This is a genomic window from Porphyromonas sp. COT-290 OH3588 (assembly GCF_000769075.1).
Lineage (GTDB): Bacteria > Bacteroidota > Bacteroidia > Bacteroidales > Porphyromonadaceae > Porphyromonas.
On the sequence record NZ_JRFC01000014.1, the window covers coordinates 386,899 to 412,657 of the forward strand.

Genomic DNA, 25,759 nt, shown 5'->3' on the forward strand with positions numbered 1-25,759 from the left:
CTGAATAAACTCAACTGGACCTAATGCTTTTAGGTAGTCAATGGTTCAATAAATTATTTGATTGGGACGTGTAGCAGATGGCGACCACATAGATAGGCATCAAGCCTCTGACCAATCTGACATTGCCCCACGCCTGCTGGAGTTCCAGTGAAGATGATATCACCCATTTTGAGCGTATGGTAGCGACTGATGTAGGCAATTAGCTTATCAATGCTGTGTAGCATCTGCTCGGACGACCCTTGTTGCCGAAGGGCGCCATCTACCTCTAGGGAAAAGGTCATCGGTTCGGCTGGGTAACCCAACTCTGCTTTATTGATCCAAGTGCCGATGGCGGCGGACCCATCGAAAGCCTTAGCCATGGACCACGGACGCCCATGAGCAATAGCCTCTCTCTGCAGATCTCTGGCCGTGAAGTCTATGCCTACACTGACCTCATCGTAATAGCGATGCGCAAATCGCTCGGCGATATGCTTACCCACACGGGTAATATGCACGACAATCTCCACTTCGTAGTCGATCTGATTAGACCAATCGGGCAGGAAGAAAGGAGCGCCGGGGCGAAGAATCGAATCCCCTTTGTGAAAAATAATGGGTTCCTGCTCAGCATAGGTTCGGTTGAGCAAGCTGGGCGCCTCATCTTGATGGGTGGGATAGTTGAAGCCGACGGCTAGTATCTTCATTCCACCTGCTGACTAGTTGCATGGGCTTGCAGCCTCATGCGTGTGAAGATGAGGGCTAGGTGTGCATACATTGAGGTATTCTGCACGACAACCCCTTCAGGCACTCGGATACGTACGGGCGTGAAGTTCCATACCGCCTCGAATCCAGCCTCTACGAGCTGGTCGCACATGGGCTGAGCTTGCTTAATCGGCACAGTCAAGATAGCTATATGCACGTCGTCGTCCTGCATACGCTCTCGCAATTCGTCAATATGATAGACGGGGATTTCTCCGATATTATGCCCCACAATCTCGGGATCAATGTCGAAGCCAGCTACAATCTCTAAGCCAAACTGGCGTAGCCCCCTATCCGATAGCAGGGAGCCTCCTAGGCTACCAACGCCAAAAAGGTAGGCACGATGCGTAGCCGTGAAGCCGAGGAACTCCTCTAGGGCTTGGATCACCTCCTGTGTTTTGTAGCCGACACGTGTACGCCCCTGCAGGGTAACGTAAGACAAATCTTTGGCTACAAGTGAGGCATCTACTCCCACACCTTTGGCTATGGCGGTGGAGGATACGGAGCGCTGTCCGTCGGCATGAAGGAGTTTAACGTGGGACAAATACCAAGGCAAACGCCTAAGTGAAGGCTCAGGAATGAGCGTAATGGTTTTATTTTGTTTCTTACGTCCGGGCATTCTCTAGAAAGAATTAGCTATTTAATTCCACAAAGTTATAATGTCTGAAGCTAAATGCAATCATTTTCTAGATGTAAAATGCTGTTTCGGCCAGATCAATTAGCCGAATTCGAGCGTACAGAAGTCGCCGAACGTAGGATTTCGATAGAGCGCAGTGGGGAGAAAGCAGGCAGATGCAAACGATAGAAGAGCATCAAACGATCTAGAATAATCGCTCGATCGTGGCGATTGTACCTAAAAGCCGATAGATTGTCGAAGCGGATACGAGCAAAGAGCCTAAGGTGTACGGCCTCGTGTGGGGCTAGTGCATACTGGACTGAGCGTGGTCTTGGCGTGAAGCAAGCCTCCGCTAGGTCAAACCACAGAGCAGGAGCAGACCTGTCCTGACGCTGAATCTCGGGAGCTACGGCTAGGAAATGTAGCAGATGATACGTAAAGCAAAGGTAGAAATTGGCCACTCCTCTCTGTATTACCTCAAAAATTTGCATGGCAGAAGAGATATAGTCATAGAGGGCATGGTCAGCCTCGGGCAGGCTGAGTACACGATAGAGTAGCTCACTGAGGAAAATAGCTTGGCTACACTTGGCTGGGTGTGTCTGAATAGTATGGTGGGCGGATAGGATTTTCGCCTCTTTGAGCAAGGCCAGATCTCGCCTAGGTTTGAGCTCTGCCGTGAGCTCTATCTCCGCTAGAGGCGTCAGCAACAAGTGATGTCGAGATCGAGATCTTCCACCACGTGGGACAAGTACGTTGAGCCGCCCATGCTCACGGGTGTAGAGATGTGCAATGATGTAACGGTCGTTGTAGGCCGTACTATGCAGGACAATAGCTGGCGTTTGGATAAACACAATCGCTCGTGTCAGATGAGCTCTAGAGGAGCACCTTCAGCTCCGCTAGATCGTTGATAATATGTAGCGGAGGCTTGACTCCCTCGCTCTGGGGCATCGGGAAGTCGTAGGCGTTGTACCAGATACTGCCGATACCTGCATTCGATGCCCCTGCGATGTCGCTCGAGAAGCTGTCCCCGATCATTAGACTCTCGCCGGGCGTGGCCCCCATACGCTCTAGTGCAATGTGGAAGATCTCCGCCGCAGGCTTGTTGATACCTACATCTTCCGATAGGACCACCTCGTCGATATAAGGGGAGAGTCCCGTCTTCTCAATCTTGGTGTACTGCACTTCGCCGAAGCCATTGCTCAAAATGCAAATGTCGTAACGACTCTTCAGATAAGCCATCGTATCCAGAGCATTGGGGCAGAGGAGCGTCTGCTGCTTGACAAACGAGAGAAACTGTTCGTCAATCTCTCGCCACTGATCTTGCGTAAGGCTCAGATAGGGCGAGAGAGGCAACCGAAGTCGATCGAGCGCTAGCTCTTGTTTGGTGATGTACCCTTGGTTATATCGCTCCCATAGCTCGACGTTGATGCGGTAGTAGGTAGAGAAAAAAACCTCGAACGAAACAAAATACTGCCCCCAGTTGAGGGCAGTATAGAGTTGTTCGAGGCTTTTTTTGTTATTGACGTGGGTCGCCCAGAGGGTATCGTCCAAATCAATAAGCAGTAGCTTGGTTGCCATTAATCGACTTCTACGACGAGGATTTTGGAGTTCGCCCAGAAAGCCTTAGGATCCTTGATGTTGAGCGTTAGCTTCTTCTCCCCATCTGGTACTAGCTCGTAGCTGTCCGATGAGTGTACGGTCAGGATCTTGGCACGCTTGCTCATAAGAGGGATCTGCGTTAGCTCACGCAAATCTGCCTTGGTGAAGTAGCTGTCGTTTGCGTTCTCGGTAACGATGCGTCCACCCCTGAGCAGGTTCATGTCCTTGAGGTCACGCTTCGTGCCCATACAGAAGCGCACAGTGTTGAGTTCCTTCTCTTGGCTTGCTAGAGCTGCAGCCTGACGAGCAGCTGTTTCGCTCAGACGATCTACATCGCCGCTGAGACCCGTTACCATGGCATCAAGTGCACCAATAGTCATATTCTTGCGTTCTAGCTCCTCTGTTAGGGCTAGCACACGACTCTTCTGTAGCTCCATCTCACGTTTGAGAGCCGAAAGCGTCTGGCGAAGTCTTTTATTCTCGGCACCGTTACTCTCTAGTTTCTTGGTGAGAGCCTCAAGAGCTTCGCTACTTGCACGCAGCTTCTCCGAGATGAGTGTAACGTTATCCTTGATTCTTTCCTTCTCGCTCATACGCATGTCACCCTTCATTGGATTGACATTGATCATGCTCTCTACCGAAACGATCTCCTGAAAGTTCGTCAGCACACTAGCGACGAGTGAGTCTGTCTCACTCAAGTCTGCCTCATAGGTCTGATTGACCATGGCCACAGAGTCATACTGTGCCTTAAGCGCCTTGTAGGCCGACGAGTTCTCTCCGCACGAAGCAAGCCCTAGAACTACCACTCCAGCCATTAACAATTTCCTATTCATAATTTACTATTTTTTAGGAGAATAATTTATTTCGCTGTATCAAAGGTAGTACTTTTCCCGATAATAAGCACAAATTCGCCTTTTGGTGGAGTCTGTTGAAAATGCTCGATGAGCTCTTTCAGTGTTCCACGTACGATCTCTTCGTGCAGTTTACTAAGCTCTCGGCATGCAGCTGCGGGGCAATCCTCCCCCTTGTACTCGGCAAGCTGTGTGAGGGTCTTGACTACTCTGAATGGGGACTCGTATAGAATGGTAGTACGCTCTTCCTCTGCTAATTCTCTGAGCTTGGTCTGGCGCCCTTTCTTCTGCGGGAGGAAGCCCTCGAAGACGAACCGGTCGCACGGAAGGCCTGAGGCAACCAATGCTGGCACAAAGGCGGTAGGCCCGGGCAGACACTCCACCTCAATACCACGTCTAATACATTCTCGTACGAGCAGAAAGCCCGGATCACTAATAGCAGGCGTACCAGCATCCGACACCAAAGCCACATCTTCGCACTCCTCTATGCGGCGACAAATAACCTCTAGGGTTTTATGCTCGTTGTGCATATGATGGCTCTGCAGAGAGCACTTGATACCAAAATGCGCAAGCAGGATACTCGTCGTGCGGGTATCCTCAGCCAAAATAAGTCTTACCCGTTTGAGTGTCGATAGAGCACGCAGAGTAATATCCTCCAAATTGCCAATGGGCGTGGGGACAATCGTTAGTTTAGCCATAGTGATATGCCGATAGTCTAGGGTTCGAGGATATACATAGGAGAGGGGGTCGTACGCTTAAGGGCAATGAGATTGACATCTTTGCCCACACGGATCCCCTCGGCAAAGAGGCGATTCTCTACTGTCTTCCAGCAGAGGTCGGGGTGATTATTGTCTTTACTTAGATGACAGAGCCAAATGTTCTCCAGCTCGGGGTGGAAGATCTCGCTGAGCACCTCGGCAGTCTGGGCGTTGCACAGATGTCCCAGTGGACCAGCAACACGCTCCTTGAGGAACTCTGGATAAGGGCCTCGCTTGAGCATCTCATCGTCATAGTTAGCCTCGATCACCAAATGCTTGACTTCGGAGGCAAAACGTTTGATCTCAGGAGTAATATGCCCGATATCCGTAATGAGGGCAAAGCTAAAGTCACCACGACGAATACAGTAACCGAAGTTCTGCGCGCTATCGTGCGGTACCAAGAAAGAGGATACTTCGAAGCCAGCCAGCTCAAAATGCTGTCCTAGCTCTATGGTTCGCCTAGAGGCACCCAAATCCTCATCTATATATCTATTAGAAGCGATACGATTATGCACTGGGACGCTCGCATATATAGGAATATGGTAAACCGTACCAAGGACGCCTACAGATCTAATATGATCGGCGTGATCGTGGGTAACGAGGACGCCTCTGATGTGTCCATCATCGAGGCTGATCCCCTCTGCCTTGAGTGCTTTGCTGATGCTACGAGGGGCGATACCTGCATCAATAAGCAGACCGCCCTCTTCGTGACCGAGGTAATAGCAGTTGCCACTGCTACCACTGGCCAAACTCATGAACCTAATCAAAATATGCTGTTCCTTTCCTTTGAGTTATCAACTATGACTATTAAATGCATCAAACATTCATAATGTTTAGTCCCTACCAGAGCCCCAATCATCGCCTCCAACAATAGAAATCTTCATGATCTAGGCTCAAGTTCATTTCCCCTCTTAGGGGTGTCCCCATCAGCTCCCTCACTCGATTTACCTCAAGCCCCTGCCCCAATAGGTACATCATCTTAGTCACAGCACTCTCGCTAGTCATATCGTAGCCACAGACGACGCCTGCCGCATGGAGCTGGCGTCCCGTTTCGTAGCGCGACATATCGACCGTACCAGTAGTACACTGTGTGACATTGACGATGACCATACCACGTGCTGTCGCCTCGGCCAAGCACTCGGTAAACCACTCGAACTTGGGAGCATTGCCACTGCCGAAGGTCTCGAGAATAACCCCCTTGAGGTTGGGCACACCAAGGATCGCCTCCACTATGGGGCGAGTAATCCCGGGGAAGAGTTTGAGAATGGCGACGTTGGGGTCTAGAGTGGAGAGAACCTTGAGCTCATGGTGCTGAGCATCTCGGTGAATGACACCCTCGTTGTAATGAATATCAATCCCAGCGAAAGCTAACTGTGGATAGTTGTGAGATTTGAAAGCTCTAAACTTATCCGCACTCACCTTACTGGTTCTATTGCCTCGCATCAAATAGTCTTGGAAGAATATGCAGACCTCTGGCACACGTGCCGATCCGTCCTCTCTCTTGGCCGCTGCTATCTCGATAGCAGTGAGCAAATTCTCCTTACCATCGGTACGCAGACGCCCGATAGGTAGCTGAGAGCCCGTGAAGATGACTGGCTTGGTAAGACCTTGGAGCATGAAGCTGAGTGCAGACGCAGAGAAAGACATCGTATCTGTACCATGCAAAATAACGAAACCGTCATAGAGATCGTAGTGCTGCTGGATCAAACTAGCCATGTTGATCCAGTTCTCAATAGAAATCGTAGAGGAGTCTATGGGGGGATCTACCTGCTTGATATCTATCTGGCATGCTAGGCGCTTCATCTCGGGTATATTGTCATAGAGGTAAGCGAAGTCTAGAGGCTCCAATGCGCCCGTCGCTGGATTCTCTACCATGCCAATGGTTCCGCCTGTATAAATCAATAGGATTGATGTAGATGTCGTATTGCCACACATAGCCACTCTAAATCTTTGGGTGAATGAATAAAGACTACGCCTAATCAGGCAAACAAAGATAAGAAACTGTTTGTATAGTTGGTCCAATAGAAGGTGCTAATCAATCGTTTTGCTCTCGGCGGCTTAGGCAAGCGAAACAACAGTTTTACTCAATCCGCCAACAAGGCTGTGCGATTTGTCCAAGATAGCCAGACCAATCGTATCAATACGACAACCAAGACCTCCAATTACGAGCAAAGCTCATACGTCTAGAAATACCAGAGAGCTCCCTACGCTACCCGCGCAGAGAGCTCCAAATTCTAGGGAATATAAGCTCCCACAAAAGGAGCCTATGTCGATTGTTTCAATTTAGTGTGCCTTGCTTGCGTTCTTTTTAATTTCCGTAGACAGCTCTCCTTCAATCCAAATACAAGCCAGGGGATACACTCACCCCTCCCTTCGTACTAGGTTCTCGCTCGACACCTCTGCTGTGATGCTCCACAGAGGTAAACGAGGCATAGAAGAGAGCGAATGCTCCTCTGGCCCTAAAGCGATGCGGTGTTGTAGATTGAGTGGTTGTTTCTGACTGTTGTGATGTCCCCAAATCCATTTCGTCTTGGCTGACATGCATCTCCGTGGGGCGTCACGATGCTTGCACACCGCTTCCCCTTGCTACCGCACTCTAGTACATCTTCTTCTCTTTGATTTGGTGAGTCAGCTGCAAGCTATCTCTCCATTTCTCTACCGCAAAGGTAGGACTCTTCGATATGCTAAAACAAATAAATTACAACCTTTCGTATCTCGTTTTTACAATTTGACGATATAGGAGAGGGAGAGAGTGGTATCTAGAATCGTAAATTTACGATTTTGGATTATTATTTTTACGATTCTAGACAGTATTTCAGGGAGAAGAAATACTCATAACACTCTAAAAAGCAAAATATTAAACAAAACAGGATAGTCTAGATGGATCATTGGCGACAGAGTACCCCGAACAGCAAAAATGGACTAAGGGACAGGACAAAAAGAGCCTTGAAACAGCGACCAAAAGGCCCCTCACTCCTATTTGCAAGACTCAAAATAGAGGACACAGCCCGAGGGCAAGAGACGCCTCCTCCAGCTATGCTCTATCTACACCAGCGAGGCATAGCTCTACTAGCACCAACCAGCCCCAGCACTTTGGGGAAATATCAGAACCACATTGAGGGAGCTCCGTCGTGGAGCAAAGATCGAGGGACAGACAAGATAAGGACAGAAGTATAACAGCAATGCCCCTACTCGATTCCTTAGGGCAGACGTACATTAGAGAGATAAAGGGCTAAAGCTAGCGGGAATATAAGGCAGGCTGACCTCGGGCGAGGCTTCGGTGTATGTCAAATCTCTATTGTATCAAAGCATCTATAAAGGGCGTGAGAGGGTATCATCGAGGAGAAAGGCAAAGGCAGAGAGGGCAAGAAGCTGATACTCCTGCTCTAGCCAAGCGATCGATCGCTCCTTATAGAGCTTGCAGACTGGAGCTCATAAGAGTACACCAGAGGCAGACAGAGCTAAGCCTATGGGGGGAATCTACCTAAATATGACAAGGCAAACACACGGTCTGCGCCTGACGAACCTCCTCTCACTCGGCATACAGCTCATCTGAGTAGAGCCTCGTAGGCTCTACCTCTCCTCCATCTCTCGGATTACCTTACGATATTCGTTGGGAGATATCTGTTCGCTCTTTTTGAATGCAGCATAGAAGGTTTGGGTACAACCAAATCCGCACTCTATGGCAATGACCCCCACCTTGTCATTGGTCGTCGCCAAGCGGTACTTTGCCTCTTCGATGCGGTAGAAATTGACATAGTCAGCAAACGCTCGACCAATACGATGATTAAGTATGTGTGATAGATAGGTTCGATTGGTTGCCACCTTTTGGGCAAGCGTTTCGAGGCTCAACCCAGGACTGAGGTAGGCTTTCTCCTGCTCCATACAGATCTTGAGCCTAGCCAACAAGGCATCGCTAGCCTCACTAGAGGCTGCTACATCGACTTGCTGCGCGACAGAATCTTTGGCAAGGGGCTCTTGCCCTGCTTGCCCCTCTTCACCCTGCACAGGTTCACATGTCGTGATCTGCGTATCGGCAGTGGGCGTTAGGTTACGGTTGATCATCTCAGCCAGTTGTGTATTAGCTAAAACAAGAGCTCGGTGCTGGCGTAGAGTACGTCGACGCATCCAGACAGCAAAGCCAAGTATCAGGAGCAGTAGTCCCACAAACGACACGAGTAGAGTCCTATGCAGGCGACCAATCTCTAGCTCCGAGTAGGCTTGCTTGAGCTCGGCGTCCTTCTGTGCGGTCTTATGTTTGATGGCGATATCTTGCAGTGCCTTATATTTTTCCTCGGTGAAGAGCGAGTCCTTGAGCCTTATTTGCTCTCTAAGAGCCTCAATAGCCTCTTCGTAGCGCCCTGTTCTTGCAGATATGTCGGCCAGAGTGCTCCACACGTCCATCTGCAACACTTTATTGTCGGTCTTCTGTGCGAGGTTGAGAGCCTCTCTTCCGTAGTGATGCGCCTGCCGAGGATCAGCCAGAGCCATGGCCAAATCCATTTGCGACGAATAGACTTGGGCTAGACCAGCCAAATCGCCCTTCTCTCCACGTATCTTCTCTGCATTATCTAGTGCCTTCTTGCTGTTTTTATAGTCCTGCATCGCCAGATAGATGCGCCCTCGGTTAGTGTAGATGATGCCGAGTAGGTGCGTATAGCCTATCTTCTGGGCTAGTGCCTCGCACTCCTGATTGAGGGTGAGAGCCTCGGCGTAGCGGTGCATATCTTGTAGCACGGTCGCACGATTGCTACGCGCCGCCAATGCTTCCTTCTCTTGCTTGTGCTTGGTATGTGCCTCGTCTGCGGCAGTAAAGAATGTATATGCTCGCTCTAGGTCTTCTTGCACAAAAAAGCAGTTGCCCATAGCTTGCAGAATCCCTCCCTCTAGCCTCTCATTCTTGCTCCCTTTTTTGGACTCACGCACACAGGCCAGAGCCTTATTGAGGTAGTCCAGAGCCTCGGCCTGCTTGTCTAGAGAGCTGTATGCCATACCCATATTAGTCCAGACGAGCGCAGAGATCTCGGACTTAATCCCAGCCCTCATAGCACACGTCTCAGCCTCCTTGTATAGACCAATGGCCGCCTCGCTATTCCCTCGGCGCAGCTCATTGCTGGCCATATTGGCGTATGCATGCGCCACCTTAGCCGAGTCACGGGGAGAGGGTGTCAGGTCTATCAGACGCAAGAAGCAGCTATCACTCTTGGCCAAATCCATGTGATAGGCATAGTTGCAACCAAGCTTGTAGAGGACTATGGACTCTAGGTAGGTATCGTCGAGCATCTTGGCTTGCTCAAGCAGGCCAAGCAGGTAGAGTTGTGCCGAGTCTATGTTGGGGTGTTGTGCAAGCTCTGGCTCTAGAGAAGCCAAATCAAGTATCTCTCTGCGTATCTCTTCCTCCATACCATCGGCCGGCTTGTTGCCATGACAGCTGCCTAACGAAACAATCCAAACAACGATGGCCAACCATCTTAGATAACCAATATACGAGTATAGAGGAGGCATAGTTACTGCAATTTTTATTGTAAGATGTTATGTATCTGAATCGGAGGAATACTTGCCCAAAGGTATATAAAATATGCTTTAGGACATATACTACTACCCTGTCGAAAGTATCTCGCTTTTTGTTTAGCTTCTTTTCCACGTCAAACTTTTCGTCTCCATATCTTACCCTACTTGCTAGTAATATCTAGCAAGTCACGGAGTCGCCATAGACCTCACATAAGACTATACTTTTTGGTGATATTTTTTTTCTAGAATTAGCTCAAGCAACTCAATCAGCAGGCCTTGTAGGCATTTTCGGCGACTTTTGTGGTCCAAGGTAGGACGGTGTGTCATAGCGCGCAACTGCTGTGTTACTTGCGACATTTACCTCATACGGGCTTCGTCTTCGGCTTCAGACACATACCCCGGCATGCTCCTTTTGCGCTGCATGCACTATGTTCCCAGCCTGAGTCTTGGCGCCTTGCATCTTGCCCATTCTGAAACACCTAGAATGGGTAAATTTTGCCACAACCCCATGCAACCCAATCGTTAAAATATATCAAAGAAAAAGCCACAGATTATCTGCGAATATAGTGTCTGGCTCTAGCATCTGGCTAGACTTTGGGGCAAATTGATGGGAAGACTTTGGGGGATCTATGGGCTAATCCGCCGAAATGTATCCACCAACCTCAAGATATTGATGGGAAGAAATATCGGACGCTGCCTTATGAGCAGGTGAAAAGCCCAGACCAGTCAAACACATACACCTATATATTAGTCAATTACAAAGGCGCCTTTTGGGGCGTGTGTTTTGAGCTGGCTGGGACAAAGTACCTCAACGGGGCCAAACGCAACCTAGAGGCCGCTAAGGGGCAAATACGCTGCCTCGTCTTTGGAGGCACGACTCACTCCTCTCTCCCCATCAAAATACTGAAATATGACCCAAAATATAAATAATCGGATCCCTCAGCCTTGACGGGTGGCTAGGTAACTTGAGCGGCTCTTCATGTGATTTTGGGGTCTTATATCCACGCCCTGCTAGCCCAAGCAAGCAAATACGGCAAGAGCTATCTAGAGGCGATCGGTGATGCCAAAGGGAGAGCATTCAGCAATCTTTCATAGTTGTAACATTCGTTACAGAATAGCTCGATATAGCCCTCTACCTTTGCTCATGAATTCTAGGGAATATCACTTTTAACGGCTTACCTAACTTATGAATAAAACGACAATGTTTTGCTACCAGTGCCAAGAGGCTGCCAAAGGAATTGGCTGTACAATCAAGGGTGTGTGTGGCAAGGAGGCCAGCACCTCGGCCTATATGGATCTGCTGATGTTTACCATCAAGGGTGTATCGATCATCACCCGTGCGATGCGACAGTCTGGAGTAGAAGTTTCGGATCAGGTCAATCACTACGTGACAGATGCACTCTTCTCCACAATTACCAATGCCAACTTCGACGACGAGAGCATCAAGGCTCGCATACACAAAGGGATCGCTCTACGCAATGAGCTCCAAGATGCAGCACAGAAAGCAGGCATCGTACTACCCCAAGCAGACGCCCTACTCTGGGACGGTGCAGAAGACTCTTTCTCCGACAAGGCTGAGGAGGTTGGAGTCATGAGCGAGGCCAACGAAGATGCTCGCTCGCTCAAGGAACTAGTTATCTATGGCCTCAAGGGTATGGCTGCCTACCTAGACCATGCGATGCGTCTAGGGCACAACGACGAGGTCTGCCACGCCTTCACACAAGAGGCTCTAGCGCAGATTACGGTAGACAACTCATCGTTAGAGGAGCTCATCGCCCTTGTCCTAAAGACAGGCGAAATGGGCGTTCGTGCCATGGCTCTACTCGACACGGCCAATACCTCTCGCTACGGGCACCCCGAGATGACGAAAGTTAATATCGGTGTCGGCACCAATCCGGGTATTCTCATCAGCGGACACGACCTAAGGGATATTGAAGACCTGCTCAAGCAGACCGAGGGTACAGGTGTCGATGTCTATACGCACAGCGAGATGCTACCAGCGCACTACTACCCTGCATTCAAGAAATACAAGCACTTCGTGGGCAACTATGGCAATGCTTGGTGGCAGCAGCGTGAGGAGTTCACCTCGTTCAATGGCCCGATTATCTTCACGACCAACTGTATCGTGCCACCGCTCAAGAATGCGACCTACAAGGATCGTATGTTTACCTCCAACGCTACGGGCTTCCCCGGCTGCAAGCATCTGCCAGAGGACGCCGAGGGGCACAAGGATTATAGTGAAGTAATTGCCATTGCCAAGACCTGCCAGCCTCCTACGGAGATAGAAACAGGTGAGATACTCGGTGGCTTTGCTCATCATCAGGTATTCCAGCTAGCAGAAGCTGTAGTCGATGCCGTGAAGAGTGGCGCTATTCGTCAGTTCGTGGTTATGGGCGGTTGCGATGGGCGCATGAAGGGTCGTGACTACTACAGCGACTTCGCCAAGGCTCTTCCACAAGACACCGTGATCCTAACGGCTGGGTGTGCCAAGTATCGCTACAATAAGCTCGCCCTCGGCGACATCAATGGTATCCCTCGTGTGCTTGACGCCGGTCAGTGCAACGATAGCTATTCGCTAGCAGTGATTGCCCTCAAACTCAAGGAGGTCTTCCAGCTCAACGACATCAACGAGCTACCTATCACTTACAATATCGCTTGGTATGAACAGAAGGCTGTCATCGTACTGCTTGCACTACTCCACTTAGGCGTGAAGAATATCCACCTTGGCCCCACACTGCCAGCCTTCCTATCGCCCAACGTGGTGAAGGTGCTTGTCGAGAACTTCGGCATCGGAGGCATCGGAACAGTCGAGGAGGATCTCAAAAAATTTGGATTAGTATCCTAACTATCAATTTCATCAATTACATCCAAGAGGGCTACGCTGGGAAGCGCAGCCCTCTTTTTTGCACAACCCAAAGCCACCGAAAGGCAGCTAGGGACACATAAAATGAATAGGAGATAACCTCTCTGAGGCTATCTCCTATTCATTTGGGTGATAGATGGGGCTCGAACCCACGACCTTCGGAACCACAATCCGACGCTCTAACCAACTGAGCTACAACCACCATATTCAATCAAACGGCTGATCTCCACCAGCGTTTGCACTGCAAAGGTAAACATTTATTCTTAATATACAAAAACGGGCCACTTTTTTCTAGTTGTCAAGCGAACCGCCTAACCGAGCGAGCCATTAGTACGGCGACCTCTTGTAGGGAGGCAAAAACATTCGCCCCATCGCTCAAACTAAGTTGGGCGATGGGGCGAACCCTTTTGACTGATGACTTGACCGAGCTACAAGGGGATCTTGGCTACTCGATCGGTATGTCTGCCTCCCTCGAAGTCCGAGGTCAGAAAAGCATCAACGATCTCTCGGCACTGCTCTTGCGAAACGAAACGACCCGGAATAGAGAGCACATTGGCATCGTTATGAGCTCGTGCCAGAGCCGCAATCTCGGCATTCCAGCATAGAGCTGCACGTACAGAGCGGTGCTTATTCAGGGCCATAGAGATCCCATTGCCCGAACCACAGACTGCCACACCCATAGCGAGCTGACCTAGATCTATGGCACGCCCCATAGCATGAGCGAAATCGGGATAATCAACACGCTCGGAGCTATGCGCCCCGAAGTCCTCAACCTCAATCCCTCGCTCGAGCAGAAGCGTCTTGACGAACTCCTTGATCTCATAGCCCGCATGGTCGCAGCAGAGGCCTAACTTCTGTATCTTGGACATAACTTATCTTCTTTAGCGGGACATTACTTTCTTCACCTGCTCGTAGACATTCGTGGCAGTGAAGCCGAGCTTCTCATCAAGCACCTTGTATGGAGCAGAGAAACCAAATGAGTTGAGTCCCCAAATGCACTTCTCACAACCCACGAGCCCAAGCAGATTGACAGGCAACCCAGCCGTTAGACCAAAGCGTAGCACGCCTAGAGGCAATACCTCTGCCTGATATGCCTCACTCTGGCGACGGAACAGCCCCTCACTCGGTACAGACACGATCTGCAAACGGATACCGTCCTTACGTAGCAGCTCCGCACCCTCTACCAGAGTAGACACCTCGCTACCCGTAGCGATGAGCACGACCTCTGGGTTCTCGTCCCTAGACACGATGTAGCCCCCACGAGCAGCCTGCTTCGCTTCTTCGTAGCGGCTAGCACCAGCTTTGAGCGTTGGTAGATCATTGATATTCTGACGAGAGAGGATAAGTGCCGTAGGCGTCTTGACGTTGCGCATGGCTAGCTCCCAAGCGACAGTTGTTTCCTGCACGTCGGCTGGGCGCAGTACGAGGACACTATTCTCTCCACTGTGGTTCTGTAGCTTCTCCATCAGACGGATCTGAGCCTCATGCTCTACGGGCTCATGCGTTGGGCCGTCCTCACCGACGCGGAAGGCATCGTGCGTCCAAATAAACTTAACTGGCAGCTCCATCAGTGCAGCCATACGAACGGCAGGCTTCATATAGTCGCTGAAGACGAAGAACGTACCGCAAGCAGCGATCACACCACCGTGCAGAGCCATACCGATACAGAGGCAAGCCATGGTCAGCTCTGCCACACCGGGCTGCAAGAATGCTCCACCAAAATCGGTTGCCGTGATGGCACGTGTTTTCTTGAGGAAGCCGTCAGTCTTATCACTATTGGACAAGTCCGCAGAGGCTACGATCATATTCTCTACCTTACCAGCCAGAGTACCCAGTACAGTAGCCGATGCTGCACGTGTAGCTTGATTGGGCTTTTGCTCGATAGCACTCCAATCGATCTCTGGCACTACTCCAGAGAACCAATCGTCCATCTTCTTACCCAGCTCTGGGTGCTCGACACGCCAGCGTGCCTCTTCCTCTGCACGAGCCTCGGCTAGTTGGTTCAACTCCTCAAGGCGTGCGTCGTAGAGCGCCTGAACCTCTGGGAAGATTGCAAAAGGCTCATCGGGATTGCCGCCAAAAGCCTTGATTGTAGAAGCCATGCAAGCACCTGCCGCCGAGAGAGGCTGACCGTGCGTGCTCACAGCGCCTTCAAACGAAGTGCCGTCTGCTCCGACCACTCCCTTGGCCATAATAGTGCGACCAATGATTAGGGTTGGCTTGCCCACCGTAGCCTTCGCCTCGGTAAGAGCCCCGCGAATCTGGTCGATGTCGTGCCCGTCAATGTCGATGACATGCCAGCCCCAAGCCTTGTACTTGAGGGCAATATCCTCCGATGTTACCTCGCTTACCTTCGTAGAGAGCTGCACATCGTTGGCGTCGTAGAACATAATTAGGTTATCTAGCCCCAGATGCCCTGCGATACGGCCCCCGCCCTGCGAGATTTCTTCTTGGATACCACCGTCCGAGATGTAGGCATAGATGGTTTGGCTCATGACCCAGCCTAGGCGATTCTCTAGGAACTTAGCTGCAATGGCTGCTCCCACTGCATAGGTATGCCCCTGACCAAGGGGGCCGGAAGTGTTCTCTACGCCGCGAGCCACATCGACCTCGGGGTGCCCCGGCGTCACACTCCCCCACTGACGGAACTGCTGCAAGTCCTCCATACTATACTTGCCAATCAAGGCAAGCTGAGCATAGAGCATAGGCGACATGTGCCCGGGGTCGAGGAAGAAGCGGTCGCGCCCAGCCCAATAGGGATTTTTGGGGTCAAAGATGAGGAACTCCGAGAAAAGCACATTGACGAAGTCTGCTCCGCCCATAGCTCCACCGGGGTGACCACTCTTGGCCTTCTCTACCATAGATGCTGCCAGTATGCGGATATTGTCGGCAGCCTTAGTCATCAGTTGGTTACTGTTCATGATGCACAAAGCGTTTGTTTATTGGATGTTATCGAATATTCTTAGCACATGTCGTGTAATGCTACCCCAAAGTTACGGATTATTCCGCAAAGGCATGGGGATATTCTAGCTCCGTCCAGCTAGGACGAGTCACTTAATCGGCAGACGCTCCCACAGGGGCCGTGGGATCAGTCTCCATAGCCCCACGATGAGACGGTATCGCCAGTCTATAATACGGATAGTTTTTTGGCGATCTATCGCTCGGGCAATCTCCCGAGCTACTGCATCAGCCTCCATAAGCAAGGGATAATTGCCCCCCGAGAGAAGCGCCGTGCGCACAAATCCGGGGCGAATATCCGTAATGTAGAGGTTGTCTAGGCAACGAATAGCAAGCAGCTGACGAAGAGCCTGCAGATAAGTTGCTTGATAAGCCTTACTAGCCGAATAGGCAGACGAGGCACCCAGCCCTCGAGTGCCTGCAACGGAACTGATAGCGCTGATATGGCCAAAACCTTGGGCAGAGAAGAAACCGAAGGCCCAATCAACACACCGAGTGAAACCCTCGACATTAACCGAGGTAATCTTGAGCTCAATAGTCGGGTCGAGAACAGGATTCTGCCACCCCACCCCAGAGCTATGTACATAAATGTCCATACCCCCTAGGCGATCGACCAGTTCCCCCAGCTTCTGGGGAGCCTCGACATCGGTCACATCTATTGCAGCCACCTCTACCCGATCTGGAGCGAGCTCTCTAAGCTGTTGGAGCAGGCTAAGCCGACGAGCAGCAAGACCTAACCTATAGCCACGGGCAATATAGAGACGTGCTAGCTCCATACCGATACCGGAGCTAGCACCCATGATAATGATACGTTTGAGCATACGACGTTAACCAAGAGATAAATTAACTGTTACGCACGGAGAAGCCTAGTACCCTAAGCCGACGAGCCATATCCTCTCCCTCCGGAGCAATGGCTGTATAGGCCTGCATCTCTCTGGGATAGTCGTAGTGCTTACGCAGACTCTCGAAGCGACTAGGCTCCGCTCTGAGCATACTATCTATATGTATAGGGTCGAAACTGTGCAGCATCGCTCGTCTAAGGCATTCGCTCTCCGGCACACGCCTCAGATCAAGAAACGGATACTCTGGCTGCGACACATCATCAGACTCCAACAGACCTTCGCTAGGCTGTCCATAGTACCGAGCTACGGCCTCAAGCGACATACGTGCACCTCTAAATTTGCCGTCCGCAGAGAAGCCCGCGATATGAGGTGTAGCAATATCAGCCAAAGCAAGCAGCTCGGGCGATATGCTAGGCTCACCCTCCCAGCAGTCGATAATGAGGCGAGAGAGGAGCCCTTGTGTCCTTCCCCGAATGAGGCTATCGGTGTTTGTGACAGCTCCACGGCAGGCATTGATGAGTATTGGGCTGTGGCGACACTGGGCTACGAAGTGGTCATTGACCATACCATAGGTTGGGTAGCGCCCACCTCTAGTCAATGGTACATGCAGAGTGATGATATCCGCTTCACTCTGGATTTGCTCGATAGAGCAGAAAGCCTCACTTCCCTCCTCATCGGCCCTTGGGGGGTCATAGAGCAGAGGTCTAAGCCCCATGGCTAGAGATAGGCGTAGCACCTCACGTCCTACATGCCCTACACCAACGATCCCGATCGTTTTGCCCTCCAAAGGCTCGCCGGCCTCAAGCGATACCCTGCTCAGGGCAGACATCACGTACTGTGCGACAGCTGTTGCGTTGCAGCCGGGAGCATTCGTCCATGTGATCCCTGCCGAGAGGCAATACTCGGCATCAATATGATCTGCGCCTGCTGTAGCCGTAGCGATGAAGCGAACGGGCGTCCCCTCTAGAAGTTCACGGCCACAACGTGTAATGCTGCGCACAATCAGGGCATCAGCCTGAGCGAGTGTATGAGGCGAGAAATCCGCATTGTCTAGATAAGTTACCTCACCGATACTCTCGGCGACACCTCTAAGATAGGGGATAGAGCCCTCAATGACCAGACGTGGTTTCATTGTCCTAATATCATATATATAAAGAGAGGCTATGTCGAAATCTATGTTTCGGCACAGCCTCTCGTAGGTTATTAGCTAAGCAAAGTGCAAAGTGCTCAAGGGAGGAAAGAATACTCCTCCAAGCATATCGGCATAGCCTAAGCGGCAATTTGCTGATTACGACACACCGCTAATCAATCTTTGCTTTCGCTGTGCCTATGCCTGCCCTTGTGGGAAGGCTTCATTGGGGTTCTGACCCTCCTCGGGCAGAACGATTGGACCACACTCCTGCTCGTACGTATAGATATTCTGCTGGAGGACACGCACAAGACGCTTGATGTTGTCTGGAGTCATGATGACACGGCTGTGCACCTTGGCGGATTGCTTACCGGGCAGAAGACGAACGAAGTCCAACACAAACTCACTCTGTGAGTGCATCACCACTGCAAGGTTGCTATACACGCCGTTTGAGATCTCTTCTGGGAGTTCGATATTGAAAGACTGATTTTGATCTTCCTGTTGCATTATTTTTGTTAATAAGTATGTGAATAATAAAATCGTTTACTGCACCCAAAGATATACAAAATCCCCCTATCCCATAGCACTACGCAGCCCCTATTACTACTCGATTACCCAAGTCTTTGGGCGCGAGCTAGACACTGTGGCCAGCATAGCATGAGAAGAGGAAGGTATGAAGCTCAATACCTCTCGGGGTTGTTGCTCTTTATTGTCTTGAGCTCGCAACGATAATTCTTGTGAAATCTAATTTTAGCTTTCTTGAGCTTAGGATCAGACCTATTACTAGGGATAGAAGTGGCAACAATACGGGTCCACACTGACTTATTGCTATGATGGGCAAAGAGGTTATTCTTCAATGTGCCATCAGTCAGTTCCACTCTAGACACTGCTTGCGGACGCTCCTACCCATCAAAACAAAAACGGATAACAGAAATTTACGCTTTGGGTGACGATTGAGCCTACCGCCCAAGAGGCAAAGACAAACTAGAGGCAAAACGGCAGACTGCGTATTTGCCCCCTAGCAGGCTCTAGGTTGCGTTCACCCTAGCTTGAGCACCCTACCCCTAGCGGAGCAAAAATAGCCGCTTAAAAAGCGGCTCTCATATAATCCTATTGGTCAGATACTTATATCTACCAATGCAATCATCTGACACAGTAGTTCTACTTTTAACTAGATTTCTTCCCATCAACCTGCTTGGGTCAGTGGGCACTCTTCGGCGTATGAACCCACCAATCCGAATAGATCTTCCCATCAATTCTCCGCTAAGGCCACACAGAACTTTACAAATCCAGCCTCAGTTACATAAAATCCCTCAATAATAAATTCACATTATTTAACTAAAAAGCAGACAATCGAGCATACAGACACCCCTTGCTTGGCTGCAAACTAAGTACAATATGAGGTAGAGGCTGATCGTTTTGGGAGGGGCTAATAGACATATCTAGGACAAAACTATGTACTATACCAACCTAGCGAAGCAGAGTAAAGGCACTGGACAATTGCAGCTTACCCGATCCGTACCGCTATCATCACACAACGAGGCAACACAATCTAGAGGCAATCGCCCATCTCCGCAAGCTCTTATAGACTCTGAGTGCTATTATTTTGTATTTTTGTGGGAAACTTAAAAAAGTTCAAGGAAATGAATTTGATAAAAGCAGGCCGTTCTGCCTACATAATTTACTATATGATCATGATGCTTGGACTTGGGTGTATGGCACTCGGTGCTGCATCTAGTATACGCAACTCCAATTTCGAGGCCTATGTGCGCAAGCACTACACCGAGGCGCTCAAGCAGATGGAGCGACACCAGATCCCAGCAAGCATCAAGATGGCGCAAGGGCTACTCGAAACGGGGGCAGGCCAGAGCACACTTGCTCGTGAGCACCACAACCACTTTGGGATTAAGTGCCACAGATCGTGGCAGGGCAAGCGTACCTTCCGCACCGACGATCTCCCCGACGAATGCTTTCGTAGCTACCGCAGTTGGCAAGAGTCGTACGAGGATCACTCACAGTTTCTCAAGGCGCCACGCTATCGCCGTCTTTTTACCCTCAGATACGACGACTATCAAGGCTGGGCAAGGGGGCTACAACAAGCAGGCTATGCTACAAACAAGGGCTATGCCAATAAGCTCATCAAAATCATCGACGACTACGAGCTCTATGCCCTAGACCGAGGCAGGCTACCCTCTTGGATGCGTAACGAAACGACCAATACCTCGAGCAAAGCCAACAGACGAGCCAAAAAGGAGGTTAGCTACGACAAGCCCATGCGCCCAAGCTATGTGAGCTACGGCCTACTCTATGTCTTGGCCGACCAAGGGGACAGCTTCGACAAGGTCGCCGAGGATATGGGTATCTCTGCTAAGAAGCTAGCCCGCTACAATGATGCTCCACTAGACTATCCTCTACAAGAGGGCGAGGTCGTCTATCTACAAAACAAGCATCGCAAGGCTACTGCCGAGCACACTACCCATATTATACGTATAGGGGACTCTATGCACAGCATTGCACAGCTATACGGCATCAAGCTAAAATCACTGTACAACCTCAACGACAAGGACGAAGACTACGTCCCCGTAGAGGGAGAAGTACTACGTTTGCGCTAGTACCCCTCAAGCCTATTCCCCAAAAGTCAGATTTGCAATTGACCACCGAAGTCGATGCGTCGAAATCCCTCTTCGACACATCGACTTCGGCAATTAATCACAGACAAGCACCAATTTTTACATAAATACGCACGTAGAAAACAGCGAAATTTTAATATACACGACCGCATTGAGCCAAGAAAGAAAACACAAGAACTTTTTCTATCTTTGCTCACAGCGAGTTTACTATGTCACCTTCTCTAGGTATCTGCATAGGACGAAGCTCACGAATACAGCCTCGTGAGCCTCAGCCGAGGTGGAGGAGATGGATATGAGTAAGTAGGAAGTCCTTGCACGTTTCACTCTAAACATACAAACAGCGATGAAGAAAGTATTTACGTTTGTGCTATTCGCCCTATTATCCCTCATTGGGATAACCGTGGCACAAGGACAAGAGCCGGACAAAGTCGTCCTCAAGTCGGGTCACAAGACTGGCTTTTTCGTTACCCTAGAGCTCAACTATGGTGCCGAGGTCGATCCTCAAGCTCTAGAGTTGGTAGACATCTTGGAGGAGGACCAAAAGACTCAAATTAAGAAGGTAAGGTACAAGCTCCTCAAACCCGAGGTTACTATCACGGGGAATATCAAGCTCATTAATGCTACATTCTTCAAGCTCTCTGGGGTAGAGATCGTGCGTGCCCCCAATCTAGAGTCTTTCTTCTCGGAGCCCAGGCCTCAACAAGCAGGGCAAATCGACAAGGCAGACTTCTCGGCTTGCCCCAATCTGCAGAAGCTTGCCCTCAGCAACGCTCAGCTCAAAGAGATCAACGTCAAGGGTTGTAGCAAACTCGAAATCCTAGCCCTTGCAGGTAATCAGCTCAAGGAGCTCGACCTAACTGGTTGCTCTGCCCTCTACTGGGTACAGATGCAAAGCAACCTATTCGAGCCAGATGGCTTCGACCGAATGATCAAGACCCTAACACCCAAGCCCGGTGGAGAGGACAATGGATATCTATTCGTCATTGACCTGCACCCAAGTGCCAAGGACCAAAACAAGTGTAGCGCCAAGAATGTACGTGATGCCAAGGCCGTCAATTGGATCGTACGTGATGCTACAAACGAAGGCTACCCCGGCTACGACTACAAGCCCAATCAGCTCTCTAGCGAAGAGATCCATATCAAGACACGACTCACCATCGGCCAAGGCGACAATTATATTCCTCTAGGCATCGAGGCCCACGAACTTGAGGAGTTTGAGGTTGAGGGTGGCGAGTATACTACGACAGCCAACGGCAAGCGCTACTACAAGATTAGCTCCCAGAGCTTGATCATCAGAGGGAAGGTCAAGAGCTTCGACTGTAGCAGTGCAGAGATCACCTATGTTGATGTGAGCAAAAACCCAGAGCTAGAGACCCTCAACATAGAGGACAATGCTTATCTATCTAAGGTAATCTTCGGCGACATCAGCAAACTGCGCCACCTGTATGCTGGCGACATCAAGCTCGGCAACAGCATAGACCTCTCGAAAGCAGAGAACGTAGAGTCCCTATTCTGCCAGCGTACAGGCGTCGCTATGCCAGACCTAAGCAAGCTAACCAAGCTACGTGAGCTCAACTGTACGGGCAATAAGTGGTCTAAGCTCGATGTATCGCAGCTCCCCAAGCTAGAGATACTCATTGCAGCAGACTGCGGTATCCGCTCCATCGACCTGAGTCAAAACCACAAACTCAGAGATGTACAGCTACAAGGCAATTACCTTAAGGCTCTCAAGTTTACCTCTCCTAGCCTATTCCACGCAGTCATCTTCGACAACGAAATCAAGGACGCCAACATGACTGAGCTCATGGAGAGCCTGCCCAAATTTCGCAGAAGCCACGAAGATGGAGCCCCAGAGGAAGCCCTCATTATCGTAGTCAATAAGGACGGAAATCCAGAGCTCAACAAGTGCCTAGATACGGACGTTGCTATCGCTGTAAAGAAGAATTGGAAAGTAAGAGCCATCGACAGCGACTACCAGATTTCCCCTTACGAAGGGATGAAATCCAAAGCTATTGAGCAGCTCGGTAGTGCAAGCCTAAATATCTACCCCAACCCAACGACGGATGTACTCAAGGTAGAGGGAGTACCTGCGGGGCTCAGCATTCAGCTATTTGACACTAGAGGTGTACTCGTTCGCTCGTTCATCTCACAAGGCGACATCGTAACTATGGCGGTAGATACTCTACCCAAAGGTATCTATATGCTGCGGATCGCAGATCGCACCCACAAGGTCCTAGTCAAGTAGGTTAGATAACGTATATATTATATAGGGCGGAGCTCTTGCCAATGCAGAGCTCCGCCCTATCGTTTTGTGCCGCCACGAGGCATCAGCAGCAGGGAACTAGCAGTTTGGGGAACGGGCTAATTATTTGTATTTTTGCGCAAAACTAGGATGCTTAGGCCTCTCTTTGGGTCAGTACAGCTTCGATTACTTGCTCCGCCAATAGAACAGGTACAGAGCACGTAGGTATCATACACCAATAGCAAATAAGCAAGAGTAAAAACTCTATGAACGAACGATATATGCAGCGTGGCGTCTCGGCCTCCAAAGAGGACGTACACAACGCCATCAAAAATGTGGACAAGGGTTTGTATCCCTCGGCTTTCTGCAAGATTATCCCCGACATTCTCGGAGGAGACCCCGAGTACTGCAACATCATGCATGCCGATGGAGCTGGTACCAAGAGTTCACTCGCCTACATGTATTGGCGCGAAACGGGAGATCTATCGGTGTGGCGAGGCATCGCACAAGATGCGCTCATCATGAATATTGACGACCTACTCTGCGTGGGTGCCACGGACAATATCCTCGTATCCTCGACCATCGGACGCAACAAGCACCTAATCCCCGGAGAAGTAATCTCTGCTATTATCAACGGGACCGAGGAGCTATTGGCCGAGCTCAGAGAGCAGGGCGTGCGTGCCTACTCGACAGGTGGAGAAACAGCAGATGTAGGCGACTTGGTACGCACCATCATCGTAGATAGTACTGTTACCTGCCGTATGAAGCGTAGCGACGTCATCGACAATGCCAATATCAAGGGCGGCGATGTGATTGTCGGCTTAGCCTCTTACGGACAAGCTAGCTACGAGCGAGAGTACAATGGCGGCATGGGGAGCAATGGCCTTACCTCTGCTCGCCACGATGTGCTGGAGCATTCGCTAGCGAGCAAATATCCCGAGAGCTATGATGCAGCAGTGCCAGCGGAACTCGTCTATAGTGGTAGCCGGGCCTTGACCTCGCCAGTAGAGGGAGCACCACTAGATGCAGGTCGCCTCATTCTATCACCGACACGCACCTACGCACCGATCATCAAGAAGGTGCTAGACGAGATGCGTAAGCGTGTACACGGTATGGTTCACTGCTCGGGAGGAGCTCAGACCAAGGTGATGCACTTCGTCAAGAATAAGCGTGTCATCAAGGATAATCTGTTCCCCGTACCTCCACTCTTCGACCTAATCCACAAAGAGAGTGGTACGCCTGCCAAGGAGATGTACAAGGTCTTCAACATGGGGCACCGTATGGAGTTGTATGTTTCGCCCGAGGACGCCCAGAGCATCATCGCTATCAGCGAAAGCTTCGGTGTACCAGCGCAAGTCATCGGTCGAGTAGAAGATGCCGAAACGAATAGCCTACTCATTCGCTCGCCCTACGGCGACCTAGAGTACTAGGCTTGGTAGAGAGGTGAAGGATCTCATTACTCTATAATATTGACTACGCAATGAAAGTCAGACTCTTAGAGAAGTTACTGCTAGTGACTCTACTACTATTCCTCCTAAGCCAGACGATGCTCTATCGTTACTTCCCCGTCGCTGGAGATGTCATCGGGGCGTTTTTGATATTCTTGGTGGTTTCTAATATGGTGTATAGGGCTTTTTACCCAAGTGCCGACTCACTACGCTGTATCTTGAGGAAGCTCCCCCTCTCAGGGCAGTACATCTCCATTGCGCTGCTCCTATCTGTAGGTGCTGCCCTAGTGTACTACTCCTTACCAATCTCTGCCGACCTGTCTAAGGGAACCCTCTCAGACTGGGCAAGTGCTCTCTTGCCACTCTGCTGCGGATTGATTTTGCTACTAAACGCATTGCTCTGGGGCGTGGAAGTGGTACGCCGCCCGAGGCAGAAGGCTCACTGATTCAAGAAATACGATTAAACAAAATAAATGGCAACAGACAATGATTTGCTAAGCAGAATAGAGGGGCTGGAGATCCGCTTCGAGGAAGTATCCACCCTGATTACTGCACCCGATATTATCGCCGACCAGAAACGCTTCATGAAGCTCAGCAAAGAGTATCGTGATCTAGAGCGTATTCTGGAGAAAGGCAAAGAATACCGCAACCTACTTGGTAATATCCAAGAAGGGCGGGAAACGCTCGAGAGTGAGAGCGATCAAGAGCTCAGAGCTATGGCTCGTGAGATGATGCAAGAGGCAGAGGAACGTATCCCATCTCTCGAAGAAGAAATCAAACTACTGCTTATCCCCGCAGATCCCGAGGACGAGAAGAACGTCGTCATGGAGATACGTGGCGGTACTGGTGGCGACGAAGCTGCCATATTCGCAGGCGACCTATATAAGATGTATGTACGCTACTGCGAGGGGCGTGGCTGGCGCACAGAAGTAACAAGCATGTCGGAGGGAACGGCTGGTGGATACAAGGAAATCGTATTCACCGTAACCGGCGAGGGCGTGTACGGGATCCTCAAGTATGAGAGTGGCGTACATCGTGTGCAACGTGTGCCAGCGACCGAAACTCAGGGGCGTGTACACACCTCAGCTGCATCGGTAGCTGTACTACCGGAGGCGGAGGAGGTAGACGTCGTGCTGAACCCTGCGGATATTGAGTTCCACACAGCTCGCTCGGGTGGAGCAGGTGGCCAGAACGTCAATAAGGTAGAAACGAAGGTACAGCTTACCCACAAGCCCACAGGGATCGTAGTGGTCTGTCAGCAGGCCCGTACGCAGCTAGCCAACCGGGAGCTAGCGATGCAGATGCTCCGTACCAAGCTCTACGATATGGAGGTCACCAAGCACAATGAGGCTATTGCTGCCAAACGCAAGACGATGGTGTCTACTGGCGACCGCTCTGCCAAGATCCGCACCTACAACTATCCTCAAGGCCGTGTCACCGACCACCGCATTAACCTAACACTCTATAACCTAGCTGCCATCATGAATGGAGAAGTTCAGCCAATCATTGACGAACTGATCATCGCCGAGAATATCGAGCGCATGAAAGAAGCAGCCCTCTAACACCATAATATCCGT

General features: G+C 50.5%; 23 protein-coding genes and 1 tRNA gene. 7 read left to right on the forward strand and 17 right to left on the reverse strand.

Annotation, left to right across the window (positions count from 1 at the left end; translation table 11 throughout):
* Window positions 1-53: 53 nt before the first annotated feature.
* The 9 genes from HQ48_RS03415 to HQ48_RS09280 form a co-directional block, all read right to left on the reverse strand.
* Window positions 54-680: a fumarylacetoacetate hydrolase family protein gene (locus HQ48_RS03415; protein WP_044189404.1), complete on the reverse strand. Its 627-nt coding sequence runs from the start codon at window positions 678-680 to the stop codon at window positions 54-56.
* Window positions 677-1,354 (reverse strand): redox-sensing transcriptional repressor Rex, encoded by a 678-nt coding sequence (locus HQ48_RS03420; protein ID WP_044231682.1) that lies wholly within the window; start codon window positions 1,352-1,354, stop codon window positions 677-679. The genes HQ48_RS03415 and HQ48_RS03420 overlap by 4 nt, the downstream gene beginning before the upstream one ends.
* 95 nt (window positions 1,355-1,449) lie before the next feature.
* Window positions 1,450-2,202: a DNA repair protein RecO gene (gene recO / locus HQ48_RS03425; protein WP_044189408.1), complete on the reverse strand. Its 753-nt coding sequence runs from the start codon at window positions 2,200-2,202 to the stop codon at window positions 1,450-1,452.
* Window positions 2,203-2,224: 22 nt separating this feature from the next.
* The gene (locus HQ48_RS03430; protein ID WP_044231684.1) at window positions 2,225-2,929 is read right to left on the reverse strand and encodes a YjjG family noncanonical pyrimidine nucleotidase; all 705 of its coding nucleotides are present in this window, start codon (window positions 2,927-2,929) and stop codon (window positions 2,225-2,227) included.
* A complete protein-coding gene (locus HQ48_RS03435; protein ID WP_044189411.1) occupies window positions 2,929-3,783 on the reverse strand; it encodes a hypothetical protein in 855 nt (284 codons plus the stop codon). The genes HQ48_RS03430 and HQ48_RS03435 overlap by 1 nt, the downstream gene beginning before the upstream one ends.
* Window positions 3,784-3,809: 26 nt before the next feature.
* Window positions 3,810-4,499 (reverse strand): 16S rRNA (cytidine(1402)-2'-O)-methyltransferase, encoded by a 690-nt coding sequence (rsmI, locus tag HQ48_RS03440; protein WP_044231686.1) that lies wholly within the window; start codon window positions 4,497-4,499, stop codon window positions 3,810-3,812.
* A 17-nt stretch (window positions 4,500-4,516) separates the two neighbouring features.
* Window positions 4,517-5,329, reverse strand: coding sequence for an MBL fold metallo-hydrolase (locus tag HQ48_RS03445; protein ID WP_044231688.1), 813 nt, complete (start codon window positions 5,327-5,329; stop codon window positions 4,517-4,519).
* Window positions 5,330-5,414: 85 nt separating this feature from the next.
* The gene (locus tag HQ48_RS03450) at window positions 5,415-6,494 is read right to left on the reverse strand and encodes an asparaginase (RefSeq protein ID WP_044231689.1); all 1,080 of its coding nucleotides are present in this window, start codon (window positions 6,492-6,494) and stop codon (window positions 5,415-5,417) included.
* 426 nt (window positions 6,495-6,920) lie between these two features.
* Window positions 6,921-7,100 (reverse strand): hypothetical protein, encoded by a 180-nt coding sequence (locus tag HQ48_RS09280; RefSeq protein ID WP_152568300.1) that lies wholly within the window; start codon window positions 7,098-7,100, stop codon window positions 6,921-6,923.
* An 877-nt stretch (window positions 7,101-7,977) separates the two neighbouring features.
* Here HQ48_RS09280 and HQ48_RS09345 point away from each other — a divergent pair.
* Window positions 7,978-8,115 (forward strand): hypothetical protein, encoded by a 138-nt coding sequence (locus HQ48_RS09345; protein ID WP_160225900.1) that lies wholly within the window; start codon window positions 7,978-7,980, stop codon window positions 8,113-8,115.
* 17 nt (window positions 8,116-8,132) lie between these two features.
* Here the strand turns inward: HQ48_RS09345 and HQ48_RS03460 are convergent, their stop codons facing one another.
* Window positions 8,133-9,962: a tetratricopeptide repeat protein gene (locus HQ48_RS03460; RefSeq protein ID WP_160225902.1), complete on the reverse strand. Its 1,830-nt coding sequence runs from the start codon at window positions 9,960-9,962 to the stop codon at window positions 8,133-8,135.
* A gap of 1,294 nt (window positions 9,963-11,256) precedes the next feature.
* Here HQ48_RS03460 and hcp point away from each other — a divergent pair.
* Window positions 11,257-12,915, forward strand: a complete 1,659-nt coding sequence (gene hcp / locus HQ48_RS03470; protein WP_044231695.1) for a hydroxylamine reductase — start codon at window positions 11,257-11,259, stop codon at window positions 12,913-12,915.
* Window positions 12,916-13,060: 145 nt separating this feature from the next.
* Here hcp and HQ48_RS03475 read toward each other — a convergent pair.
* The 6 genes from HQ48_RS03475 to HQ48_RS03500 form a co-directional block, all read right to left on the reverse strand.
* Window positions 13,061-13,136: transfer RNA gene (locus HQ48_RS03475), tRNA-His, on the reverse strand.
* 225 nt (window positions 13,137-13,361) lie between these two features.
* The gene (gene rpiB / locus HQ48_RS03480; RefSeq protein ID WP_044231987.1) at window positions 13,362-13,793 is read right to left on the reverse strand and encodes a ribose 5-phosphate isomerase B; all 432 of its coding nucleotides are present in this window, start codon (window positions 13,791-13,793) and stop codon (window positions 13,362-13,364) included.
* Between the two features lie 21 nt (window positions 13,794-13,814).
* Window positions 13,815-15,854 (reverse strand): transketolase, encoded by a 2,040-nt coding sequence (locus tag HQ48_RS03485; protein WP_044231696.1) that lies wholly within the window; start codon window positions 15,852-15,854, stop codon window positions 13,815-13,817.
* 129 nt (window positions 15,855-15,983) lie between these two features.
* Window positions 15,984-16,712 (reverse strand): SDR family oxidoreductase, encoded by a 729-nt coding sequence (locus HQ48_RS03490; protein WP_044231698.1) that lies wholly within the window; start codon window positions 16,710-16,712, stop codon window positions 15,984-15,986.
* A gap of 22 nt (window positions 16,713-16,734) precedes the next feature.
* Window positions 16,735-17,865, reverse strand: a complete 1,131-nt coding sequence (locus tag HQ48_RS03495; RefSeq protein ID WP_044231699.1) for a 4-phosphoerythronate dehydrogenase — start codon at window positions 17,863-17,865, stop codon at window positions 16,735-16,737.
* Window positions 17,866-18,060: 195 nt separating this feature from the next.
* Window positions 18,061-18,369, reverse strand: a complete 309-nt coding sequence (locus tag HQ48_RS03500; protein ID WP_044231700.1) for a DUF3467 domain-containing protein — start codon at window positions 18,367-18,369, stop codon at window positions 18,061-18,063.
* A gap of 1,181 nt (window positions 18,370-19,550) precedes the next feature.
* Between HQ48_RS03500 and HQ48_RS03505 the strand changes: the two genes are divergently transcribed.
* Entirely contained in the window at window positions 19,551-20,474 is a 924-nt protein-coding gene (locus HQ48_RS03505) for a glucosaminidase domain-containing protein (RefSeq protein WP_044231988.1), read from the forward strand.
* A 225-nt stretch (window positions 20,475-20,699) separates the two neighbouring features.
* Here HQ48_RS03505 and HQ48_RS09555 read toward each other — a convergent pair whose 3' ends face one another.
* On the reverse strand, window positions 20,700-20,825 hold the full coding sequence (locus HQ48_RS09555; RefSeq protein WP_255327528.1) for a hypothetical protein: 126 nt from the start codon (window positions 20,823-20,825) through the stop codon (window positions 20,700-20,702).
* Window positions 20,826-20,835: 10 nt separating this feature from the next.
* On the opposite strand from HQ48_RS09555, the gene HQ48_RS03510 reads away from it, so the two are divergent.
* The 4 genes from HQ48_RS03510 to prfA all read left to right on the forward strand — a co-directional run bounded on the left by HQ48_RS03510 (window position 20,836) and on the right by prfA (window position 25,744).
* Window positions 20,836-22,737: a T9SS type A sorting domain-containing protein gene (locus HQ48_RS03510; protein ID WP_044231701.1), complete on the forward strand. Its 1,902-nt coding sequence runs from the start codon at window positions 20,836-20,838 to the stop codon at window positions 22,735-22,737.
* A gap of 263 nt (window positions 22,738-23,000) precedes the next feature.
* On the forward strand, window positions 23,001-24,164 hold the full coding sequence (locus HQ48_RS03515; protein ID WP_044231703.1) for an AIR synthase-related protein: 1,164 nt from the start codon (window positions 23,001-23,003) through the stop codon (window positions 24,162-24,164).
* Window positions 24,165-24,214: 50 nt separating this feature from the next.
* On the forward strand, window positions 24,215-24,628 hold the full coding sequence (locus tag HQ48_RS03520; protein ID WP_044231704.1) for a hypothetical protein: 414 nt from the start codon (window positions 24,215-24,217) through the stop codon (window positions 24,626-24,628).
* 27 nt (window positions 24,629-24,655) lie between these two features.
* Window positions 24,656-25,744 carry a peptide chain release factor 1 gene (gene prfA / locus HQ48_RS03525; protein WP_044189448.1) on the forward strand — a complete coding sequence of 363 codons (1,089 nt, stop codon included), beginning with the start codon at window positions 24,656-24,658 and terminating at the stop codon, window positions 25,742-25,744.
* The last annotated feature ends 15 nt before the right edge of the window (window positions 25,745-25,759 follow it).

Bases quoted from the DNA above. Each gene is read 5' to 3' on its own strand.
- HQ48_RS03415 (WP_044189404.1), bottom strand. From the start codon at position 680: ATGAAGATACTAGCCGTCGGCTTCAACTATCCCACCCATCAAGATGAG.
- HQ48_RS03420 (WP_044231682.1), bottom strand. From the start codon at position 1,354: ATGCCCGGACGTAAGAAACAAAATAAAACCATTACGCTCATTCCTGAG.
- HQ48_RS03430 (WP_044231684.1), bottom strand. From the start codon at position 2,929: ATGGCAACCAAGCTACTGCTTATTGATTTGGACGATACCCTCTGGGCG.
- HQ48_RS03435 (WP_044189411.1), bottom strand. From the start codon at position 3,783: ATGAATAGGAAATTGTTAATGGCTGGAGTGGTAGTTCTAGGGCTTGCT.
- rsmI (WP_044231686.1), bottom strand. From the start codon at position 4,499: ATGGCTAAACTAACGATTGTCCCCACGCCCATTGGCAATTTGGAGGAT.
- HQ48_RS03450 (WP_044231689.1), bottom strand. From the start codon at position 6,494: ATGTGTGGCAATACGACATCTACATCAATCCTATTGATTTATACAGGC.
- HQ48_RS09280 (WP_152568300.1), bottom strand. From the start codon at position 7,100: ATGTCAGCCAAGACGAAATGGATTTGGGGACATCACAACAGTCAGAAA.
- HQ48_RS03460 (WP_160225902.1), bottom strand. From the start codon at position 9,962: ATGGAGGAAGAGATACGCAGAGAGATACTTGATTTGGCTTCTCTAGAG.
- hcp (WP_044231695.1), top strand. From the start codon at position 11,257: ATGAATAAAACGACAATGTTTTGCTACCAGTGCCAAGAGGCTGCCAAA.
- HQ48_RS03485 (WP_044231696.1), bottom strand. From the start codon at position 15,854: ATGAACAGTAACCAACTGATGACTAAGGCTGCCGACAATATCCGCATA.
- HQ48_RS03490 (WP_044231698.1), bottom strand. From the start codon at position 16,712: ATGCTCAAACGTATCATTATCATGGGTGCTAGCTCCGGTATCGGTATG.
- HQ48_RS03495 (WP_044231699.1), bottom strand. From the start codon at position 17,865: ATGAAACCACGTCTGGTCATTGAGGGCTCTATCCCCTATCTTAGAGGT.
- HQ48_RS03500 (WP_044231700.1), bottom strand. From the start codon at position 18,369: ATGCAACAGGAAGATCAAAATCAGTCTTTCAATATCGAACTCCCAGAA.
- HQ48_RS03505 (WP_044231988.1), top strand. From the start codon at position 19,551: ATGATCATGATGCTTGGACTTGGGTGTATGGCACTCGGTGCTGCATCT.
- HQ48_RS09555 (WP_255327528.1), bottom strand. From the start codon at position 20,825: ATGTTTAGAGTGAAACGTGCAAGGACTTCCTACTTACTCATATCCATC.
- HQ48_RS03510 (WP_044231701.1), top strand. From the start codon at position 20,836: ATGAAGAAAGTATTTACGTTTGTGCTATTCGCCCTATTATCCCTCATT.
- HQ48_RS03515 (WP_044231703.1), top strand. From the start codon at position 23,001: ATGAACGAACGATATATGCAGCGTGGCGTCTCGGCCTCCAAAGAGGAC.
- HQ48_RS03520 (WP_044231704.1), top strand. From the start codon at position 24,215: ATGAAAGTCAGACTCTTAGAGAAGTTACTGCTAGTGACTCTACTACTA.
- prfA (WP_044189448.1), top strand. From the start codon at position 24,656: ATGGCAACAGACAATGATTTGCTAAGCAGAATAGAGGGGCTGGAGATC.